The organism is Pseudoalteromonas sp. SR41-8 (genome assembly GCF_014163915.1).
In the GTDB taxonomy this organism is placed as follows: domain Bacteria; phylum Pseudomonadota; class Gammaproteobacteria; order Enterobacterales; family Alteromonadaceae; genus Pseudoalteromonas; species Pseudoalteromonas rhizosphaerae.
The window spans coordinates 96,624-115,560 of the sequence record NZ_JACJEE010000011.1; the positions used below are offsets into that span (position 1 = coordinate 96,624).

The 18,937-nt window shown below is 41.4% G+C and carries 20 protein-coding genes; 4 read left to right on the forward strand and 16 right to left on the reverse strand.

Annotated features, from left to right (window positions below; all coding sequences use genetic code 11):
- Position 1: 1 nt before the first annotated feature.
- From H5162_RS09620 to H5162_RS09655, 8 genes are all read right to left on the reverse strand, one after another.
- Complete coding sequence (locus tag H5162_RS09620; protein ID WP_182778376.1) at positions 2–700, reverse strand: hypothetical protein; 699 nt, start codon at positions 698–700, stop codon at positions 2–4.
- Positions 701–838: 138 nt separating this feature from the next.
- Complete coding sequence (locus H5162_RS09625; protein WP_182731340.1) at positions 839–2,671, reverse strand: DUF885 family protein; 1,833 nt, start codon at positions 2,669–2,671, stop codon at positions 839–841.
- Between the two features lie 81 nt (positions 2,672–2,752).
- Positions 2,753–3,889, reverse strand: coding sequence for a radical SAM family heme chaperone HemW (gene hemW / locus H5162_RS09630; protein ID WP_182731341.1), 1,137 nt, complete (start codon positions 3,887–3,889; stop codon positions 2,753–2,755).
- Positions 3,886–4,485, reverse strand: coding sequence for an XTP/dITP diphosphatase (locus H5162_RS09635; RefSeq protein ID WP_145234920.1), 600 nt, complete (start codon positions 4,483–4,485; stop codon positions 3,886–3,888). Before H5162_RS09635 ends, hemW begins: the two co-directional genes overlap by 4 nt.
- Positions 4,486–4,488: 3 nt before the next feature.
- The gene (locus H5162_RS09640) at positions 4,489–4,932 is read right to left on the reverse strand and encodes a DUF4426 domain-containing protein (RefSeq protein WP_145234922.1); all 444 of its coding nucleotides are present in this window, start codon (positions 4,930–4,932) and stop codon (positions 4,489–4,491) included.
- Between the two features lie 51 nt (positions 4,933–4,983).
- On the reverse strand, positions 4,984–5,517 hold the full coding sequence (locus tag H5162_RS09645; protein WP_145234925.1) for a YggT family protein: 534 nt from the start codon (positions 5,515–5,517) through the stop codon (positions 4,984–4,986).
- 57 nt (positions 5,518–5,574) lie between these two features.
- A complete protein-coding gene (gene proC / locus H5162_RS09650; protein WP_182731342.1) occupies positions 5,575–6,396 on the reverse strand; it encodes a pyrroline-5-carboxylate reductase in 822 nt (273 codons plus the stop codon).
- A 15-nt stretch (positions 6,397–6,411) separates the two neighbouring features.
- The gene (locus H5162_RS09655) at positions 6,412–7,125 is read right to left on the reverse strand and encodes a YggS family pyridoxal phosphate-dependent enzyme (RefSeq protein WP_145234929.1); all 714 of its coding nucleotides are present in this window, start codon (positions 7,123–7,125) and stop codon (positions 6,412–6,414) included.
- A 2-nt stretch (positions 7,126–7,127) separates the two neighbouring features.
- Between H5162_RS09655 and H5162_RS09660 the strand changes: the two genes are divergently transcribed.
- Genes H5162_RS09660 through H5162_RS09670 form a run of 3 tightly spaced genes read left to right on the forward strand, consistent with a single transcriptional unit; the run spans position 7,128 to position 10,231 of the window.
- Positions 7,128–8,168, forward strand: coding sequence for a type IV pilus twitching motility protein PilT (locus tag H5162_RS09660; protein ID WP_145234931.1), 1,041 nt, complete (start codon positions 7,128–7,130; stop codon positions 8,166–8,168).
- 19 nt (positions 8,169–8,187) lie between these two features.
- Positions 8,188–9,318, forward strand: coding sequence for a PilT/PilU family type 4a pilus ATPase (locus H5162_RS09665; RefSeq protein ID WP_145234933.1), 1,131 nt, complete (start codon positions 8,188–8,190; stop codon positions 9,316–9,318).
- Position 9,319: 1 nt separating this feature from the next.
- Complete coding sequence (locus H5162_RS09670; RefSeq protein WP_145234935.1) at positions 9,320–10,231, forward strand: hypothetical protein; 912 nt, start codon at positions 9,320–9,322, stop codon at positions 10,229–10,231.
- On the opposite strand, the gene ruvX is transcribed toward H5162_RS09670, so the two are convergent.
- The 6 genes from ruvX to H5162_RS09700 all read right to left on the reverse strand — a co-directional run bounded on the left by ruvX (position 10,194) and on the right by H5162_RS09700 (position 14,507).
- Entirely contained in the window at positions 10,194–10,640 is a 447-nt protein-coding gene (ruvX, locus tag H5162_RS09675; protein WP_145234938.1) for a Holliday junction resolvase RuvX, read from the reverse strand. The genes H5162_RS09670 and ruvX overlap by 38 nt on opposite strands.
- Before the next feature lie 36 nt (positions 10,641–10,676).
- A complete protein-coding gene (locus H5162_RS09680; protein WP_145234940.1) occupies positions 10,677–11,234 on the reverse strand; it encodes a YqgE/AlgH family protein in 558 nt (185 codons plus the stop codon).
- A gap of 27 nt (positions 11,235–11,261) precedes the next feature.
- Entirely contained in the window at positions 11,262–12,215 is a 954-nt protein-coding gene (gene gshB, locus H5162_RS09685; protein ID WP_182778378.1) for a glutathione synthase, read from the reverse strand.
- A gap of 54 nt (positions 12,216–12,269) precedes the next feature.
- Entirely contained in the window at positions 12,270–13,004 is a 735-nt protein-coding gene (gene rsmE, locus H5162_RS09690) for a 16S rRNA (uracil(1498)-N(3))-methyltransferase (protein ID WP_145234944.1), read from the reverse strand.
- Between the two features lie 105 nt (positions 13,005–13,109).
- Positions 13,110–13,583, reverse strand: coding sequence for a hypothetical protein (locus H5162_RS09695; protein WP_145234946.1), 474 nt, complete (start codon positions 13,581–13,583; stop codon positions 13,110–13,112).
- Positions 13,584–13,613: 30 nt separating this feature from the next.
- The gene (locus H5162_RS09700; RefSeq protein WP_145234948.1) at positions 13,614–14,507 is read right to left on the reverse strand and encodes a hypothetical protein; all 894 of its coding nucleotides are present in this window, start codon (positions 14,505–14,507) and stop codon (positions 13,614–13,616) included.
- 73 nt (positions 14,508–14,580) lie between these two features.
- Here H5162_RS09700 and glnE point away from each other — a divergent pair, with 73 nt between their 5' ends.
- Positions 14,581–17,379: a bifunctional [glutamate--ammonia ligase]-adenylyl-L-tyrosine phosphorylase/[glutamate--ammonia-ligase] adenylyltransferase gene (glnE, locus tag H5162_RS09705; protein WP_182778380.1), complete on the forward strand. Its 2,799-nt coding sequence runs from the start codon at positions 14,581–14,583 to the stop codon at positions 17,377–17,379.
- Here the strand turns inward: glnE and H5162_RS09710 are convergent.
- Together H5162_RS09710 and lpxL are read right to left on the reverse strand one after the other, a co-directional pair.
- A complete protein-coding gene (locus H5162_RS09710; RefSeq protein ID WP_145234952.1) occupies positions 17,376–17,948 on the reverse strand; it encodes a TcpQ domain-containing protein in 573 nt (190 codons plus the stop codon). The two genes, glnE and H5162_RS09710, sit on opposite strands and share 4 nt — an antisense overlap.
- Positions 17,949–18,002: 54 nt before the next feature.
- The gene (gene lpxL / locus H5162_RS09715; protein ID WP_182778382.1) at positions 18,003–18,929 is read right to left on the reverse strand and encodes an LpxL/LpxP family Kdo(2)-lipid IV(A) lauroyl/palmitoleoyl acyltransferase; all 927 of its coding nucleotides are present in this window, start codon (positions 18,927–18,929) and stop codon (positions 18,003–18,005) included.
- Positions 18,930–18,937 lie beyond the last annotated feature (8 nt).

The window sequence follows — 18,937 nt, forward strand, 5'->3', positions numbered from 1 at the left end:
ATTATTTATGTTGTACAAGGTAGCGCTCAACTTGTTCTGTTTTACAGCGTAAGTAAGCGCCACTGAGCAGTATTTTATAGTCACTGAGTGGCTTTTCTGGGCTTGTTTGAGATAACGTGAGTAAGGCTTTTAAGAATGCGGTAGTGTTTATATTGCCCTGATTTTGTTTAAACTCAACTTCCATTAATGCCAGCAAGGCCGAAAATTCATGCTTTGGTAAGCTGTGTTGAGCTGGGTTGTTTGCAATGTAACTAGCAACTGGGGTCAGCCCGATATCATTAACTTGCGCTAATGCTTGCAGCAAGTTTTCGTTACTTTCAAATAGCATCAGTGAACGTACATAATTAAACGGTAAATTAGCCTCACTACACTCGCTAAATAAGCGGTGCAATACATTTTGCTGCTGTTGGTTTTGTTGTGTAAAACCATGATTGAACTTGAGACCAGGGGTAAAAAAACTTAATTGTTCGGTATTATTTAGCTGACTGATGATGGCTGTTGGTAGAGAGTGTTGAGTTAATATGCGTGTGGCGATATTTTGCAGATAAGTATATTTTACACTCATGCGTTGCGCACTGCTATATAAGTGCTGTAACTGCATGGCTTGTTGTATTGAAGATAAACTGGCAAAGCTATCAACAATGGCTTGCAACTGATGCTGCTGCATCTGTTGATTTAGTTGACTGATACATGTATCCATTGTTAATCCTATACGTTACGTGTATATCAATTGCTTTATCCTAGCGTAAAGCACTTGTTGGTCAAGTGTTTATCTATCTTTCAGGCAATAAAAAAGGCCGTAGATACGGCCTTTGTATATGTTATAAAGTAAGGATGCTTAAGCTGCTAGTTTGCTTGCAACCCATTCATCAACAAAGTTTTCAAGTACGTTTAGTGGCACTGCGCCATTTTTAAGTACTACATCGTGGAATTGGCGAATATCAAACTTATCGCCTAGTTTAACCTTGGCAGCTTCACGAAGTTCTAAAATCTTCAGCATACCTACTTTGTAAGCAGTTGCTTGCGAAGGCATTACAATGTGACGTTCAACCATTTTAACGCCGTCAGACGTCGCGTTTGGCGTGTTATTTACGTAGTAATCAATACCCTGTTGGCGAGTCCACTTCATTTCGTGGATACCAGTATCAACCACTAAGCGACATGCACGCCATAGTTCCATCGATAGACGGCCAAAGTCAGAATAAGGGTCTGCATACATGCCCATTTCTTTTGGTAATAACTCTGAGTACAAGCCCCAACCTTCGATATAGGCTGTGTAGCCACCGAATTTACGGAACTTAGGCACGCCTTCAAGCTCTTGCGAAATTGCAATTTGCATGTGGTGACCTGGAATACCCTCGTGATAAGCCAGCGCTTCCATTTGATACGTTGGCATTGCTTCCATGTCGTAAAGGTTAGCGTAGTAAACACCCGGGCGTGAACCATCTGGTGCAGGCTGTTGGTAGAATGCTTTACCAGCCGCTTTTTCACGGAATGCTTCAACACGCTTAACAATCATGTCGGCTTTAGGCTTAACAATGAATAGCTCATCTAAGCGTGATTTCATGGTGTTAATAAGTGCCGTGGCTTCGTCAAGGTATTGCTGCTTACCTGCTTCAGTATTAGGTAAGTAAAATTGCTTATCGGTTTTCATAAACTGCATAAAGGCTTTTAAATCGCCTTTAAAGCCAACTTTTTCTTTGATTTGGCGCATTTCGTCATGAATACGAGATACTTCAGCTAAACCGATGGTGTGGATTTCTTTAGCCGTTAAATCAGTAGTAGTAGTGCGCGCTAATGCGTTGTTGTAAAACGCTTCGCCATCAGGAAATTTCCAAGCACCATCACGATCATCAGCACGTTTTTCAAGCTGTGCTAAATAATTAATTAACTTAGAGTAAGAAGGTTTTACAGCCGCTTTAAGGGCTTTCTCAGCATCGCTGATTAACGCGTCTTTATCAGCTTGAGCAATTTCAAGCTTCGCAACTTTACGTTTAAAGTCGGCAAGTAAGGTGGAATCATCACCTTGTTCAAATGGCGCACCGTGAATGATATTTTTGCTTGAATCAATCACATGTGGGAATACAAATTTAGGAGCGATAATGCCTTTATCAGCACGTACTTCTAAATCGGTGATCAGTTGATCAATAACCGTGGTTACGCCATTTAAACGCGAGATATAGGCTTTGGCATCGGTAACATCAGAAATCTGGTGTTGGTTGATTAAAAAGGCCGGGATCATCGAGTGAGTACCAAACATTTGGTTCACTGGGTAGTTATGATAGCGCCATTTAAAATCAGCAATGCTGTTTTCAAGGTCTTGCTTTTTAAGGTCATAACTAACTTTTGTGGTGTCATCTAGGAGTTCGCGGTTAATAGCGTTTAATACCACTAAATCATCTTTTGTTTGTTGATGATCTTTCAGTACGCGCGCTTCGCTACCGTCATCCCATTTGTCGTAGTCTTGTTTGATACCCATGTATGTTTGATAAACAGGGCTGCTCATCACATCACGGTTAAAAGTATCTTCGAAGAACGCATTCGCTTTGTCTATTTCGCTTTGTACAGGTTGTGCTTGTACAGTTGGCGTGCTTTGTTGCTCTGGTGTTTGCTGGCAACCACCTAGCAGTGCAATACTCACTGCGGCGGCGATAAAGGTTAGTTTACGCATGTTTTCCCTTTTGTTGTTAGAAACCATTGAAGGTTATTAATTATTATTAGTGTGTATTTGTTAGTAAAGTTTGGGTCGTTATTACACAAACAATTCTAGCAGGTCATTTAAAAAACGATGACCTTTTTGGCTTACCTGCCAGTGACTATCCGTTTGCTTAAGCAAACCCTTGGCAATGGCTTGTTGCAGCGCATCAGCTTGGCTTTGCAGCGGTAACTGAGTTAAGGCTGTAAAGTCACTAATTGGGCAGGCTTCAAATAACCGTAAGCGATTCATAAAGAATTCAAACGGTAAGTCGTGCTGTTCAACTGGCCACTGTTTAAATAAATAGGGCTTAGCTAAATCCATATAACCGCGAGGATGTTTTACTTTCTCAGTGCGGGTAATGATGCCTGTTTTAGCATCGGTTACCTTACCATGGGCACCACAACCAATGCCTAAATAATCGCCAAAGCGCCAATAATTTAGGTTGTGTTGACATTGGTAGCCAGGTTTTGCATAGCCGGAAATTTCATATTGCTGATAACCTGCCTCAGTAAGTAAGGCTTGGCCTTGCTCTTGAATATCCCATAAGGTGTCATCGGCCGGTAACGTTGGCGGTTTAGATGCAAATTGGGTATTGGCCTCAATCGTTAACTGATACCACGAAATATGTGGCGGATTAAGGGCGATGACTTTTTTCAAGTCGCTCAGCGCATCAGCAACAGATTGCCCCGGTAAGCCATGCATTAAATCAAGATTAAAGCTATTTAAACCTGCTTCATGAGCTTGCTCTGCGGCATATATGGCTTCATCGGCACCGTGAATACGCCCCAACGCTTTGAGCTTGTCGTCTTGCATGCTTTGCACACCAATCGAAATACGATTAATGCCAGCTGCCACATAGTCTTTAAAGCGGCCTGTTTCAACCGTACCGGGGTTGGCTTCTAAGGTGATCTCGCAGTTTTCACTTAGGCCAATTAATGAATCCACCGCCGTTAATAAATTAACGTAGGCCTCACCGGTTAATAAGCTAGGCGTGCCACCACCGATAAAGATTGAATGAATTTTACGTCCTTGCACTAAGTGCAGATCGGTTTTTAAATCATCAATTAAATGCTGCACATATTCCTTTTCAGGGAGCTCACCTTTTTGACCGTGACTATTAAAATCACAATACGGGCACTTTTGCACACACCAAGGGACGTGCACATATAAACTTAATGGTGGTAAATTCACAGGCCGCCTTTGAGCTTAAGCTCAGACAATAAACGTTGTAACGCCTGACCACGATGGCTAACTGCATTTTTTTGCTGTTTAGTCAGTTGCGCACTGGTGCATTCAAGTTCTGGCACATAAAAAATAGGGTCGTAACCAAAACCACCTTGGCCGTTTTGGGCTAAGGTAATTTGACCTTCCCAGCTCGCACTGCAAATCAGTGGGGTAGGGTCATCAGCATGACGCATTAATACCAGCACACACCAAAAGCGCGCACTGCGGTTTGGGTTGTCAGCAAGTTCGCTTAATAATTTATCAATATTATCTTGATCGCTAGCGCCTTCACCGGCATAGCGAGCTGAGTAAACGCCAGGGGCGCCGTTAAGGCCATCAACCTCCAATCCTGAGTCGTCAGCAATAGCTGGTAGCCCAGTTATTTTTGCAGCATGGCGAGCTTTGATAATAGCGTTTTCAACAAAGGTGGTGCCTGTTTCTGCTACTTCTGGCACATTAAAATCGCTTTGTGGCACAACGTTTATTTCAAGCGGGTTTAGCATTTGCGCCAATTCGTTGACCTTACCCGGATTGCCAGTGGCTAACACTAAAGTTTTTTTCATGAATTAATCTACGTAAAATTTTTGCTGGAACTGCAGCTTTTGAAATTGATTACCTTGTTGTATTTCAATTTCAAAGCGCAGAATTTCTTCGTTAGTAAAATCAACTTGCGCGAGGTAATAAATTGCATCGCCTTCGATGACTTCTTTGAAATCTAAGGTTTGCTTATTACCAAGTAGGTTTTTAGCAGTGCCTTTAAGAATGGCGGTTTGCGCTGTGGCATCGGTATCTTTTTTAAGGATTGAAATATTTACAATGCCCTTATAACCACTACGTTCTAGGCCATAGGTTTTAGCTATTTGTGGTTGAATAAAGGTTGACGGAAATGCAATGTAATGTACTTGCCATGGACCGAGTTCTTTGTATTGTGCGCCTTGCATTTGTTCACTGTGAGCACTAAAGGTAATGCCTGCCAGTGCAAAAAATAAAATACTTGCGAGCTTTTTCATAAATGACTCTTAAAAAAAGAGGCCTAGTAGGCCTCTGTGTTAATGATAAGGTTAGCCGACTAAATCCATAAACAGAAACTGGGCAAATTGCAGCGCGATAATCAACACTAAAATTGATAGATCTAAGCCGCCCAGTGGCGGTAACACTTTACGAATAGGTCTTAACATTGGTTCAGTTAGCTGCTGAAATACCGCTTCTACTGGATTGTTGCCTTGGCTTACCCAGCTTAATAACGCGCGAATAACTAATACCCAAAACAACAAGTTTAAGCCTTCTTTAATCACCGTTTCTAGCGCATCTAACAGTACAAATCCAACTTCCCATGTCGCGCCTACTAAAAATATCAGCGCAGTAGTTTTTGCAGCAGCGACAATGAACGCCAGTAATAACGAAGCTAAGTCTAGACCACCTAACCCTGGAATAATTTTACGCAGTGGATTAACAGCAAATGAAGTAGCTTTGACCACAAACTGACTCAACGGATTGTAAAAATCAGCCTTGGCGGCTTGTAGCCAAAAGCGCATTAATACGACCATTAAAAATAGATCGAATAGTGTGCTTATTAAAAATTGCATGGCGTTCATAACGTACCTTAATTAAAAACCTTAAACATAAATAGGGCTAAAAGCAGCAAAGTGCTTTTAAAGTTCTTGTTCCATTTGCTCTGCGCGAGCAATACAGGCATCCATTGCATCGGCGACAGTGTTAGTCAGACCGTGTGCTTTTAAATGTTCAACGGCTGCATGCGTGGTGCCACCTTTTGATGTCACATTAGCACGCAATTGTGAAATACTAATCTCAGGCTGAGATAGTGCCATTTCAGCTGCACCTAATGCTGTTTGCTGTACTAAGCGACGTGCGTCTTCACCGCTAAAGCCAAGTGCTTTGGCTTTTTCTTCTATGGCTTCCATAAATAAGAAAAAGTAAGCCGGTGATGACCCCGTAACAGCAATAACATCGTTAATTTGTGACTCTTGCTCAACCCATACCGCAATACCTGTACATTCAAATACTTGTTGCACAAAAGTGTGTTCTTGCTCGGTTTCGCCAGCACCAAATAAACCTGATACACCGCGCCCTAATAAAGACGGGGTATTTGGCATACAACGTACCATCTTAACGTCTTGTCCGAGCATTTCACGTAACCGCTTAACCGTTAAGCCTGCGGCGACAGAAATAAATAGCTTATCGCTAAAGTCGATACCCGAATCTTGAAATGATTGACATAAATCACCCATCATTTGCGGCTTTACAGACAACACAATAACATCGGCATCGCGCAGTGCTTGGTTATTATCTGCGGTGGTTTTAACCCCGAAATCCGCTGCTACCTTAGCGAGTTTTTCTTGGTTACGATTTGTTGCAATAATACTCGATGCAGCAAATCCTTTTTTTACCATGCCGCCAATAATGGCGTAGCTCATATTACCTGTGCCTATGAATGCAATTGTTTTATCTGACATATCTTAGTTATCACCTTAGCTTCGTTGGCCAAAAATATCCGTGCCGATGCGTACCATGGTTGAGCCTGCTGCAATCGCAGCTTCGACATCACCACTCATCCCCATCGACAGGGTGTCTATTTGAGGATATTGGGCTTTAAGTCTATCAAAGCAAGCACGTAATTGCTCAAAATATTGTATTTGTTGCTGTGGATCGTCAGTTTTTGCTGGGATTGCCATGACACCACGCAATTCTAAATGCGGGCAATGGTGAATAAATTCAGCGAGGCTTGCAAGTTTATCGGGGTGGCAGCCTGATTTTGAGTCCTCTAAGCTGATATTTACTTGGATCAGTACTTTTAAAGGGGCTTTATCTGCGGGCCTTTGATCGTTTAAACGTTGCGCTATTTTTTCACGTTCAATACTTTGCACCCAATCAAAGTGGCTGGCAACAAGGGCGGTTTTATTTGATTGAATAGGGCCAATGAAATGCCAAACAATATCGCTATAATTTGCTAATTGGGTTATTTTATCAACAGCTTCTTGAACGTATGATTCACCAAATTCTCGGTGACCTTGTTGATAAGCCGCTAGAATGAAATCAGCAGGTTTGGTTTTTGATACTGCCAACAAGCAGACATCGTGCTCATTACGATGATATTTTTTTGCCGCTAAGGCAATTCTAGCATAGGCGGACTTAAGTCGTTCTGCTATTGTAACCATATAATTATCAGTTAGTTGTGGAGTCATAAATGGATATTACCGAATTGTTGGCCTTTAGTGTGCAGCACAAAGCATCAGATTTACACTTATCATCAGGGGTTGCGCCAATGATCCGTGTTGATGGTGATGTGCGACGTATTAATATACCAGCGCTGGAAAACAAAGATGTTAACAGCCTAGTTTACGATATTATGAACGATAATCAACGCAAGGACTATGAACAAAACCTTGAAGTGGATTTTTCGTTTGAAGTGCCAAACTTAGCACGTTTTCGTGTTAATGCCTTCAACTCAAATCGAGGCCCCGCAGCTGTATTTCGTACCATTCCCAGTGAAGTGCTGACGCTTGATGATTTAGGTGCGCCAGATATATTTAAAACAATCTCAGATACGCCGCGTGGTTTAGTGTTGGTAACAGGACCTACAGGCTCTGGTAAATCGACCACATTGGCTGCGATGGTGGATCATATAAATCAACACAAGCATCATCATATTTTAACCATCGAAGATCCCATCGAGTTTGTGCACGACAATAAACTGTCGTTGATTAATCAACGTGAAGTGCATCGCGATACGCATAGTTTTTCTAATGCATTGCGCAGTGCTTTACGTGAAGATCCAGACGTAATTTTGGTTGGTGAGCTACGTGATTTAGAAACTATTCGCCTTGCCATGACTGCTGCTGAAACCGGCCATTTAGTATTTGGTACATTGCATACTACGTCAGCCCCGAAAACCATTGACCGTATTATCGATGTGTTTCCTGGTGAAGAAAAAAGTATGATCCGCTCAATGCTTTCGGAGTCATTGCGCGCAGTTATTTCACAAACCTTGTTGAAAAAAATTGGTGGCGGGCGAGTCGCAGCACATGAAATCATGATTGCAGTGCCTGCGATCCGTAACCTTATCCGCGAAGATAAAATTGCGCAAATGTATTCGTCGATTCAAACTGGCGCATCGCATGGTATGCAAACCATGGATCAGTGTTTAATCAATTTAGTGAATCACGGTGTTGTTACCAATGCTGAAGCGCGTGCTAAAGCACAAGATAAAAATAATTTCGGCGGCTAGGCCCGAGTAAGGAGCAGTAATGACACATTCTCTTGATTACTTTTTACATTTGATGATTGAAAAGCAAGGTTCGGATTTATTCGTATCGAGCCAATTGCCAGTCAGCGCAAAGATTAATGGCGAGCTAATTGCACTTGGCGACGAAAAAATATCAGACGAAGAGTCGCTGCAATTAGTTGAATCAGCGATGAGTGAAAAACAAAAAGCAGAGTTTCATAATACTAAAGAGTGCAACTTTGCCATAGCTACCGATGAAGGGCGCTTTAGGATCTCGGCATTTTGGCAACGAGATTGCGCGGGTATGGTTATTCGCCGTATTGTTACGCAAATTCCTGATGTTGCTGAGCTTGGTCTACCGTCGACATTGACTGATGTGATCATGGCTAAACGTGGTTTAGTGCTGTTTGTTGGTGGTACTGGCACCGGTAAATCAACGTCGTTGGCTGCATTATTAGGTTACCGTAATCGTAATCAACGTGGGCATATCTTGACCATTGAAGACCCTATTGAGTTTGTCCATGAACATCGCAAAAGTATTATTACTCAGCGTGAAGTTGGCTTAGATACGGAAAGTTTTGAGGCGGCGTTAAAAAGCTCATTACGCCAAGCCCCCGATGTCATTTTAATTGGTGAAATACGTTCGCAAGAGACCATGGAATACGCACTTAGTTTTGCTGAAACCGGTCATTTATGTGTTGCTACATTACATGCCAATAACGCTAACCAAGCAATTGACCGTATTATGCATTTAGTGCCTAAAGAAAAGCACGATAAGCTAAAATATGATCTATCCTTAAACTTACGAGCTATCATAGCACAACAACTAGTGCCTACAGCCGATGGCAATGGTCGAGTAGCTGCTATCGAAATTTTATTGAATACCCCGATTATCGGCGAGCTTATCAAAAAAGGCGACATTGGCGGCATTAAAGAAGCCATGGCTAAAGCGAAAGATATGGGTATGCAAACCTTTGATCAAGCGTTATTTGAGCTCTATAAACAGCAACGTATCAACTATGCAGATGCTTTGCATCACGCTGACTCACCTAACGATTTACGTTTGATGATTAAGCTTCGAAATAATGAACAGCAAGGGGCTGGTTTTTTACAGGGAGTAACAATTGACGGGTTAGAACCTAAAGGTCAGTAGTATGAAAAAACGCATAAAATGGTTACTTGTAACAGTTAGTTTTTATGTTGTTAGTAACTCATTTTTTGCGATGGCGACAGATCAATCGATTGCTATTTTTATCCGAGATGACGTGCATTATGATTACACACATTTTTTAGCCGGTAGAGCACCGCAGGATATTACTGATTTTAGTGGTCGATTTATACGTCGCGATGTAGTTGATATGATCATTGCCCAACAAGCCTTGTACTTGGGGGGCTTTAATAAAACTTTCAGTTATCAAATTGGTAAAATTAATTTTCGTAATACCAAACTGTTAGAAAAAGGTGAGCTACTGATCAGCTTTGATAGTTATTGGTATGAAGATGCCAAATCACTAGCAGATAAAGTGTATATCAGCGATGAGCTGATCCGTAAAGGCGAGTATTTTGCGGGGATTTTTACTTCTCCAAACAATAAAAAAGTATTTCAGCTGCAGCACCTGTCAGATTTTAATCAACTAACTAGTGTGTCTACGCCGCGTTGGCGTACAGATTGGAAAACTTTATCGCAATTACCATTAAAAGATCTAGTTGCAGAGGATGAATGGCTCAGTCAAGTGCGTATGGTATCGATGCAATGGATTGATTTTATGTTAATGCCACTGATGCCACAGATGGGTAACCAATATGTACTTGAAGATATTGTTTTGCAAGCGGTACCTAATGTGCTGATATTATTAGATGATAGTCGTCATTTTGTAATATCAAAACGCCATCCTGATGGCGCTCAGGCTTTTAAAGCGTTGCAAAAAGGCTTAAAGATATTACGAGAACAAGGTGCGATAGAAAAAGCCTATCGCCAAGCTGGATTTATTCCTGAACTGAGTGAGCAGCTTATTATAAACCTACCGCTTACCCGTAAGCTTGTTCAAAGAAGCTTTCCAAAATAATAACAGCCGACATATTATCCACATTTCCTTTACCTAAGCTACGGTAACCGCCTTGCTCAAATAATCGTGCTTTTGCATCTGCTGTGGTTAAACGTTCGTCTTGGGTCTCTACAGGCAGTCCATAGTGATTATGTAAGCGGTTGGCAAACTTTTTAGCTTTAAAGGTGACTTCTTGATTTGTGCCATCCATATTAAGCGGTAATCCAACCACCAGTAAATCAGGTTGCCACTCATCGACATGCTTTTTAATAAAATCCCAATTTGGAATACCATCTTTGGCTTTGATAGCGCTTAGGCTCGATGCGGTTCCTGTTAGTTCTTGGCCGATAGCAACACCAATGCTGGTGGTGCCAAAATCAAAGCCCATCACGGTGCGTTCACCTTTGGGCTTTAGTTGTTTTTTAGTCATGCTATCTCTGTGCTTTAAAATTGTGGTTGACCACGCTTATGCGTGGCCAGCTTCCGAACTTAGTTGGCTAATATCAAAACCGAGCGTCGCGACTGCTTTTTCCCAGCGTTGCTCTATCGGTGTGTTAAAAATAATCTCAGGATCGGCTTTTATAATTAGCCATGAATTTTCGAGTAGCTCTTGTTCGAGCTGGCCTTGCTCCCAACCCGCATAGCCCAGTGTAATAATAAACTGTTCTGGTGCTTGGGCTGTGGTTAAACTTGCCAACACATCTTTGGATGTGGTTATCATGATTTCGCTGCTAAGTTCTTGGCTTGCGCTATAACCTGCTTTTGGAGAATGCAGTACAAAACCACGATCGGTTTTTACAGGTCCTCCAGCAAATACTGCAACACTTGCTGCGTGGGTGGATTTGTCGTTATCAATCTCTATTTTGTCGAGCAAGTCGCCGACTGTAATATTGATCGGCTGGTTGATCACCAGCCCCATAGCCCCGTCTTCATTGTGCTCACAAATATACGCGACAGCACGTTTAAAAAAAGGGTCTTGCATTGATGGCATTGCGATTAAAAAATGATTTTCTAATGATTGCATAACGATACCCCTTTATTGTTAGTAAATTTAAGTATGGCTCAGTTTTCTTTCTATGGCATCAAATAAGCGCCCAGTAATTGAAATATCATAGGCAGCTTCGATTTCTTTTACGCAAGTAGGTGCTGTAACATTAATTTCTGTTAGCTTATCACCAATGATATCAAGACCTACAAAAATAAGCCCTTTAGCTTTTAATGTTGGTGCAACGGCTTCGGCAATTCTACGATCTGAATCACTGATTGGGCGTGCTTCACCACGACCGCCAACAGCTAAATTACCACGTGTTTCACCATTTTGTGGAATGCGGGCTAGGCAATATGGGATCACTTCGCCATCGACCACCAATACGCGTTTATCACCTTGTTTGATCTCTGGGATATAGTTTTGTGCCATGGCAAAACGGCTACCGTGTTCGGTGAGTGTTTCGCAAATAACCCCAATGTTGGCATCATTTTCAGTCAGACGGAAAATAGAGGCGCCACCCATACCATCTAAAGGTTTTAGAATGATGTCTTTATGTTCAGCCAAAAATGCGCGGATCTGGTGCTTACAACGGGTTACTAAAGTGTCAGGTGTATGCTCACTAAACCATGCGGTGAATAACTTTTCGTTCGCATCACGCAGGCTTTGTGGCTTATTAATAATAAGCGTGCCTTCAAGTTCAGCGCGTTCTAAAATATAGGTTGCGTAAATGTACTCAGTATCAAACGGTGGATCTTTACGCATTAAAATAACATCTAAATCAGCAAGTGCGATACTGGCTTTTTCTTCCAGCTCATACCAATGGTTTGTATCGTCGAACACGGTTGCTTTTGCGGCTGTGGCATACGCTTTGCCTTTACGCAATGAAAGATCATTCATTTCCATGTAGTAAATTTCATAGCCACGGCTTTGGGCTTGCATCATCATTGCAAAACCGGTGTCTTTTTTGATGTTGAATCCGCTGATCGGATCTGAAATTATACCTAACTTAATTGCCATGTTCGTTGCCTTACTGAATCTGTTGCTATTGATATGAGGGTGGTTTTACTAATTTCAATTAGCTAAATCGCCAAATTGTAGCTGTAGTGCACTTAAGACTGTCAAAGCGGCAGTTTCAGTGCGCAGCACGCGTGGACCGATACGGATATCAACAAAATTTTGTTGTTTGGTCTGGGCAATTTCATCATCAGTGAAGCCACCTTCAGGACCAACTAAAAACCGCACGCCAGCGCTAGGTACTTCGATTGTTTTAATACTGTGCTCTGCACGAGGGTGTAGGGTAAGCTTAATTTCATCACTGCTTTGTGCAAGCCATTGGCTGATGTCTATCGGTGGATGAATCGTGGTGATTCGGTTACGACCAGATTGCTCTGCTGCAGCAATCGCTATTTTTTGCCATTGCTGGTGTTTTTTTGCAAGTCGCTCGGCGCTTAATTTAACGCCACAACGTTGACTGAAAATAGGGGTGATTTCAGTGATCCCTAATTCAACAGACTTTTGAATGGTAAAGTCCATTTTGTCACCGCGAGAAATCCCTTGGCCTAGGTGAATGCTCAGCGGTGATTCAACATCTTTTTCATTAAATTCAAGCGGCATTGCAACGACTGATTTTTTTCCTACTTCAATGAGTTCGCAAAGATATTCGCCGCCTTGGCCATTAAACAACGAGATATGCTCACCGACTTTCATCCGTAATACGCGACCTATGTGGCCTGCTGCATCATCTTCTAACTGAAGTGCAGTGGCAATTACAATAGGACTTGCTTGATAAATATGAGGAACTCTCATGATGACCTTCAACAAAAATAGCTAATATCGTTATGGTATGTAAGTCATCTCTTCGGTGCAAATACTTATTGTGAGTCAGTGATAATTAGTTAAGTTTTATTTTAACTAATTATTAAGCTTTTCACATAATGCGTCTAAATTTTGCGGTGTTTCGGCTATTTCGGTTTGACATGATAAGTGATTGTTTTGTGCTAAGTCTGTGACTGGTTCAAACAGGTATCCATCATCAATCTCTTTAATTAAAAACCGTACAGAATGTAAAGAATTGAATATAAATCGTTGTTTATCATCAGCTAATAAATAATCCGTTTGATTGTATAGTACACCGGCAATATCATGGTGTTCATGTAAATAACTCGCCAGTTCTGACACGCTAATTTCATTACTAAAGTCGCAGTAGCAATAATCTTTGATCAACTGATCAAACATTAATTTAACCAAGTGACGGGTATTTGCACCAGCAACAACAAGGGTACTTGGACTGGTGCCGTGTGGCTGAGCAAAATAATGTTCAGTGAATTGCCGGCTGAATTCACTGTCGTTATCGATCAGTAGATAGTTATTTACTTCAAACGGCATAAGGCCCCACGTATTACGTCATTTTCAATATTAAATTGAAAACATACTTATTAGTAAATAGCCTATAGCGCTGAAAACAGCAAATTCAATGCAAGCTATTCCAATATTATCCTGATGATCAATTTCAAGCTCAGTATCAATGTTTGGCAGAGAGATGAACTTGATTATAGTCGTTAATAGATACAGTAATAACCACATAGTTCCGCAATGTAAAGCTAATGTGAATAAATTCTCAACCATTTTACCACTGTGAAAAGTGGCACTGGCAAGACCCGCATAGATAGCTAATGCAAGGCCAATGGATTTACCGGCATAACGAATGCCAATAGAGGTGTTTTCTAAATTAAAGTTACTTTGTAATGACGCCCCTTGATTGGCGCGAGCAAAGCGATATTCACGGAATTTACTGTCTAAGGCAAAAATAGTTTGCAGTAAAAAGAAGCTGACAAAGGCAATTAGTAAGCTGCTAAACCCTTGGGTATGAGACCAGCTGTATAGCCCTAATGTAATAATACAGTTAGCGATCAACATGCCTGAATCTACCAAAGCGGCACAGACATTTTGTTTTAGTATGGCGGCTTCTTCATTAAAGCGGTGCAAGATCCACTTGCGGTGGATCAAGTGGCCTACTTTAATAAAAGTAAACAACAGAACTATCAGTACAATCATCTTAAGCGGGTTTGATTGGGCTGCACTGATACTAATTTCATCAAATAAAAATGCTACAGTCGCGATCACTACACTAATTTCTGACGCAAAACTAATTCCTAGAGCAAAATTGTCATGTTGAGCAAGTTCTTCTTTTAATGCTTGTTTAGCCTTGAGTTGACTCACTACCCGCAAACAAATAACAGCTAAACAAATAACCATAAAACAGATAGCAATCGCGAGTAAACTAGTGTTAGATAAAGATAAATATGACATTGAGAACCTAGGGTGGTTATTATTATGTTAACTATTCTAGTACGGTTACGACTGATATAAAAGAGAGTATTTGATGACACCAGGCGAACAACTCCCAACAGCACTGCATGGCTTAGGCAGCGAACGTTTTTTTCAGCTATATCCAGAGCTTCCTGCTAATGAATTAATTATTAATTTGTTAGGTTTGAGTGACTTCGCCTGGCGTTGCCTGCAATCTCAGCCGCAGTTAATTGAGATGTTGCTCAGTGATACTCAAATGAGTTTGCGAGATAGTCCTAACCCATTTCAAGACTTAAATCTTACCGAGGTTGATGAAGCGCAGTGCCATAAAATTTTACGCCGTTACCGGGAACGCTATTGGCTAAAAGTAGCGTGTTTAGATTTATGTTACAGCAATGATATAGCCGATAGTATTGGCTATATCTCGGCTTTAGCCGATCAGCTAATTGATAGTGCCAATAACTGGGCATTTGCTCAGGTTGCTCAGATTAATGGGCAACCATTCGATGAGCAACAACAGCCTCTGGCGATGTTGGTATTAGGAATGGGTAAGTTAGGTGGCCAAGAACTTAACTATTCGTCAGATATCGATTTAATTTTTTCTTATCCACGTAGTGTAAAAACTCAAGGTGGGCGGCGCTCTTTAGAAGCGCAAGTGTTTTACACTAAAGTGGCACAAAAGCTGATTGCCGCACTTAATCAAACAACGGTTGATGGACAAGTATTTAGGGTCGATATGCGGCTGCGACCTTTTGGTGAAAGTGGCCCCTTGGTGATGAGTTTTAATGCCATGGAAGATTACTACCAAGATCAAGGCCGTGAGTGGGAACGCTATGCCATGCTCAAAGGACGTTTAATTGGCCCTCAAACGGGCTATTGTGATGAATTTTATCAGTTATTAAAGCCTTTTGTGTATCGTCGCTATATCGATTTTTCAGTGATTGAATCGCTGCGTAAAATGAAGCAAATGATAGCTCAAGAAGTACGCCGTAAGCGCTTAACCAACAATATAAAACTAGGCGCTGGTGGAATTCGTGAGGTCGAGTTTGTGGTGCAAGCATTGCAAATGGTACGAGGTGGGCGTGAAGCCAATTTACAAACACAATCATTACAAAAAGCGTTAGCTGAATTAGTAAATATTCAAGTTATTGGCGCAGATGAAGCAAAATTATTACGCCACAATTATTTGTTTTTAAGGCGAGTTGAGCAATATTTACAGATTTTTGCAGATCAACAAACGCAAACATTGCCAGATGATGCCTTGAGCCAACAACGATTAAATTACCTGTTAGAGCAGAGTGACTTCAGCGCATCTTTAGCGCAAATAAATGATATTATGGCTGGCATACACAGTGAATTTGAACAAGTTATTGGTTATGAAAGTGAGCCTGTTGATCCTTGCGAAAGTGCTTTTATAAGTGCTTGGGAACACACCGATATTAGTGTTTTAACCGACCCAAATGATGCATGGCAAATACCATTAGAAGATTTTAAAGCCCGCTTAACGAAAACTAAAATTGGTCATCGTGGCCGTGATATTCTCGATAAACTCATGCCATTAATGCTAAAGCAACTATCAGACAGTCAAGCAAGTGGTGACGTATTTAGTATGATCTGCCAAGTATTAAGCAAGGTTATTTCACGAACAGCCTATTTAGAGTTGCTGTTTGAAAACCAAGGCGCGTTAAAACAGCTTGTTTCGTTGTGTTGCCATAGTAAATGGATTGGTGAGCATATTTCGCGTTACCCGATTTTACTTGATGAGCTTATCGATCCTGCGGTGCTGTATAAGCCTACACCACTGACTGCATATAAAGACGAAATACGACAGTATTTTTTACGAATTGATAGCGCAGACTTAGAACAGCAAATGGAAGCACTGCGTCAGTTTAAACAAACCCATCAACTACGTATTGCTGCCGCTGATGCAACCGGTGTGTTAGATGTAATGAAAGTAAGCGATCATTTAACAGCATTAGCCGAAGCGATAGTTGAGCAAGCGGTGAACCTTGCTTGGCAGCAAATGGCGCAGCGTTTTGGTATTCCGCCCAATACTGATGAAGAGCACAAGGGCTTTGCCGTAATAGCTTATGGTAAAACCGGTGGTTTTGAAGTGGGTTATGATTCTGATCTCGATTTAGTCTTTGTACATAATAGTGATGGCTCAGAGCAAACTAATGGCACTAAAGCGATTGATTCACGGCAGTTTTATTTAAAATTAGCACAGCGACTAATGCATTTATTTAATACTCGTACGGCGTCGGGCATTTTATATGAACTAGATACGCGGTTACGCCCAGAAGGTGCCTCAGGGTTAATGGCAATCAATCTTGAGAGCTTTAACCACTATCAGCAAACGCAAGCTTGGACATGGGAACATCAAGCGCTAGTGCGTTCTCGGATGATTTTTGGGCAACCCGAATTACAGCAGCGCTTTGCGCAAATTCGCTTAGGCATTTTGTGCCAGCAGCGCGACCCGCAAAAGCTTAAAGAAGATGTGATCATCATGCGTGAAAAAATGCGCACACATTTAGCGAAAGGCAACGATATTGAGTTTGATTTAAAACAAGATACTGGCGGCATTGCTGATATTGAGTTTCTGACTCAATATTTAGTGCTTGATAACGCTTATAGCTTGGAGCAACTAACTACTTACTCAGACAACGTAAGGATTTTAACCGATGCAGCAAGGCTTGGTTGTATTAGTGATGAGATCAAGCAAGGGCTTATTACAGCCTATATTGATTATCGCTCGCGTTATCATGTGTTGAGCCTAGATCAGCAGGGACGTTGTGTAACAAAAGCTGAATTTGCGAAAGACATCGCATTTGTTACACAAGCATGGCAGCAGATATTTGAGTTAAGGGCTTAACTTCTTAGGCGCTTACAGTTTTCGCGCACATATTCAGAGGGCAGCTCGGTTATCACGGCTGCTCGCTGTTTAAAACAAAAGAAGGTATAAACTTCGTTTTCAAAGTCATCATTGATCGCCCGGCCAACTTGATAAAGTGTTGAATTAAAATTGCTATCCACTCTAAAGTGTTCTTTGATCACATAGTCTTTACTTAAATACCAATACAGAACGATATCTTCATCGCGTGCGTAATCAGTTAACACTTTTTTTAAAGTCGAGCCATTTTCAAAGCGTCTCGGCATTAATTCACCAGTCCAATTTGGTGAGGATGGTTCAACAACTTTAGCGCGCTCGGTCAGCGCCGCATCTATATTTATATCCGGATTAGCTAATTTAAGTACGTATTTATCGCGTTCATTGCTTTTATTTACTTGGTTGCGTAATGATGAATAAAAACGTGATAAACCTTGCGCAGCCGCATTTTTGGTATCTTTCATGTCCATGACTGGACCATGGCCTAATAAAAAATAAATTGCTGCGGCAATTAAAATAGCAGCTAATGATAAATGCTTAACCCAAAACCACATGGCTCATACTCTTGTATTTGTATTTACTAATAAAAGCATATTACAATGCTGTTGTCACTTGTAATAAGAAGGTGCATCAATATCAGGGCGTGTTTTAAAACGTCTATGAAGCCACATATATTGCGTTGGTGCAACGCTTACAGCTTGCTCGATACGTTGGTTGACGCGTGTTACATCAGCATGATCATCACCACTTGGAAAATTATCTAGTGTTGGCAGTATTTCTAAATGATACTTGCCATGTTCATCGCGACGGCTGGTTAAACTAACTGTTTCGCAATTTTTGCTGGCTGCAAAAAGTAATGTACCAGTGGTACTTGCTGTATCTTTGACTGCAAAAAATGGTGCAAATTCACAACGTTTACGACCGTAGTCCTGATCTGGTAAATAGTAACAAACCTTTTTAGCCTTAAGTGCTTTTAGTAACCCTTTGACATCGCGCTTGCCAATTAAATACTCATTGGAACGTAAGCGGCCACGAGTCATAAAAAATTCCATTAGCGGGTTGTTATGTGGACGATAGAAGCCAATACCTTGGTGATTGAGCCCCATAATGCGGCTTGTCATTTCAAGATGAAGAATGTGTGGCACGAGTAACAGTACACCTTTACCTGATTGTTGGATCCTGTCAAAGTGCTCAAGTCCTTTCACTGAGCCATAAACGCGTTTTATCCGCCAGTTTGGCCACCACCATGCCATTCCGGTTTCAAGAGTTGCAATACCGGTGTTTTCCATATTCTGTTTGACCAGTGCGCGTTGCTGCTCAGCGGGCATTTCAGGAAAGCACAATTTAATATTTACTTCGGCAATATGGCGGCGTTTTTTCATAGTGCGATACACCAAACGGCCAAGTTGCCTTCCTAGCCAAAGTTGTAGTTTCGAAGGTAACCAAGATATTGTATATAAAATGAACACACCAAGCCAAGTAAGCCAATAGCGAGGCCCCAGAAAGGACCATTTAAATTCAGAAGAGTTGACCACGGAAATAT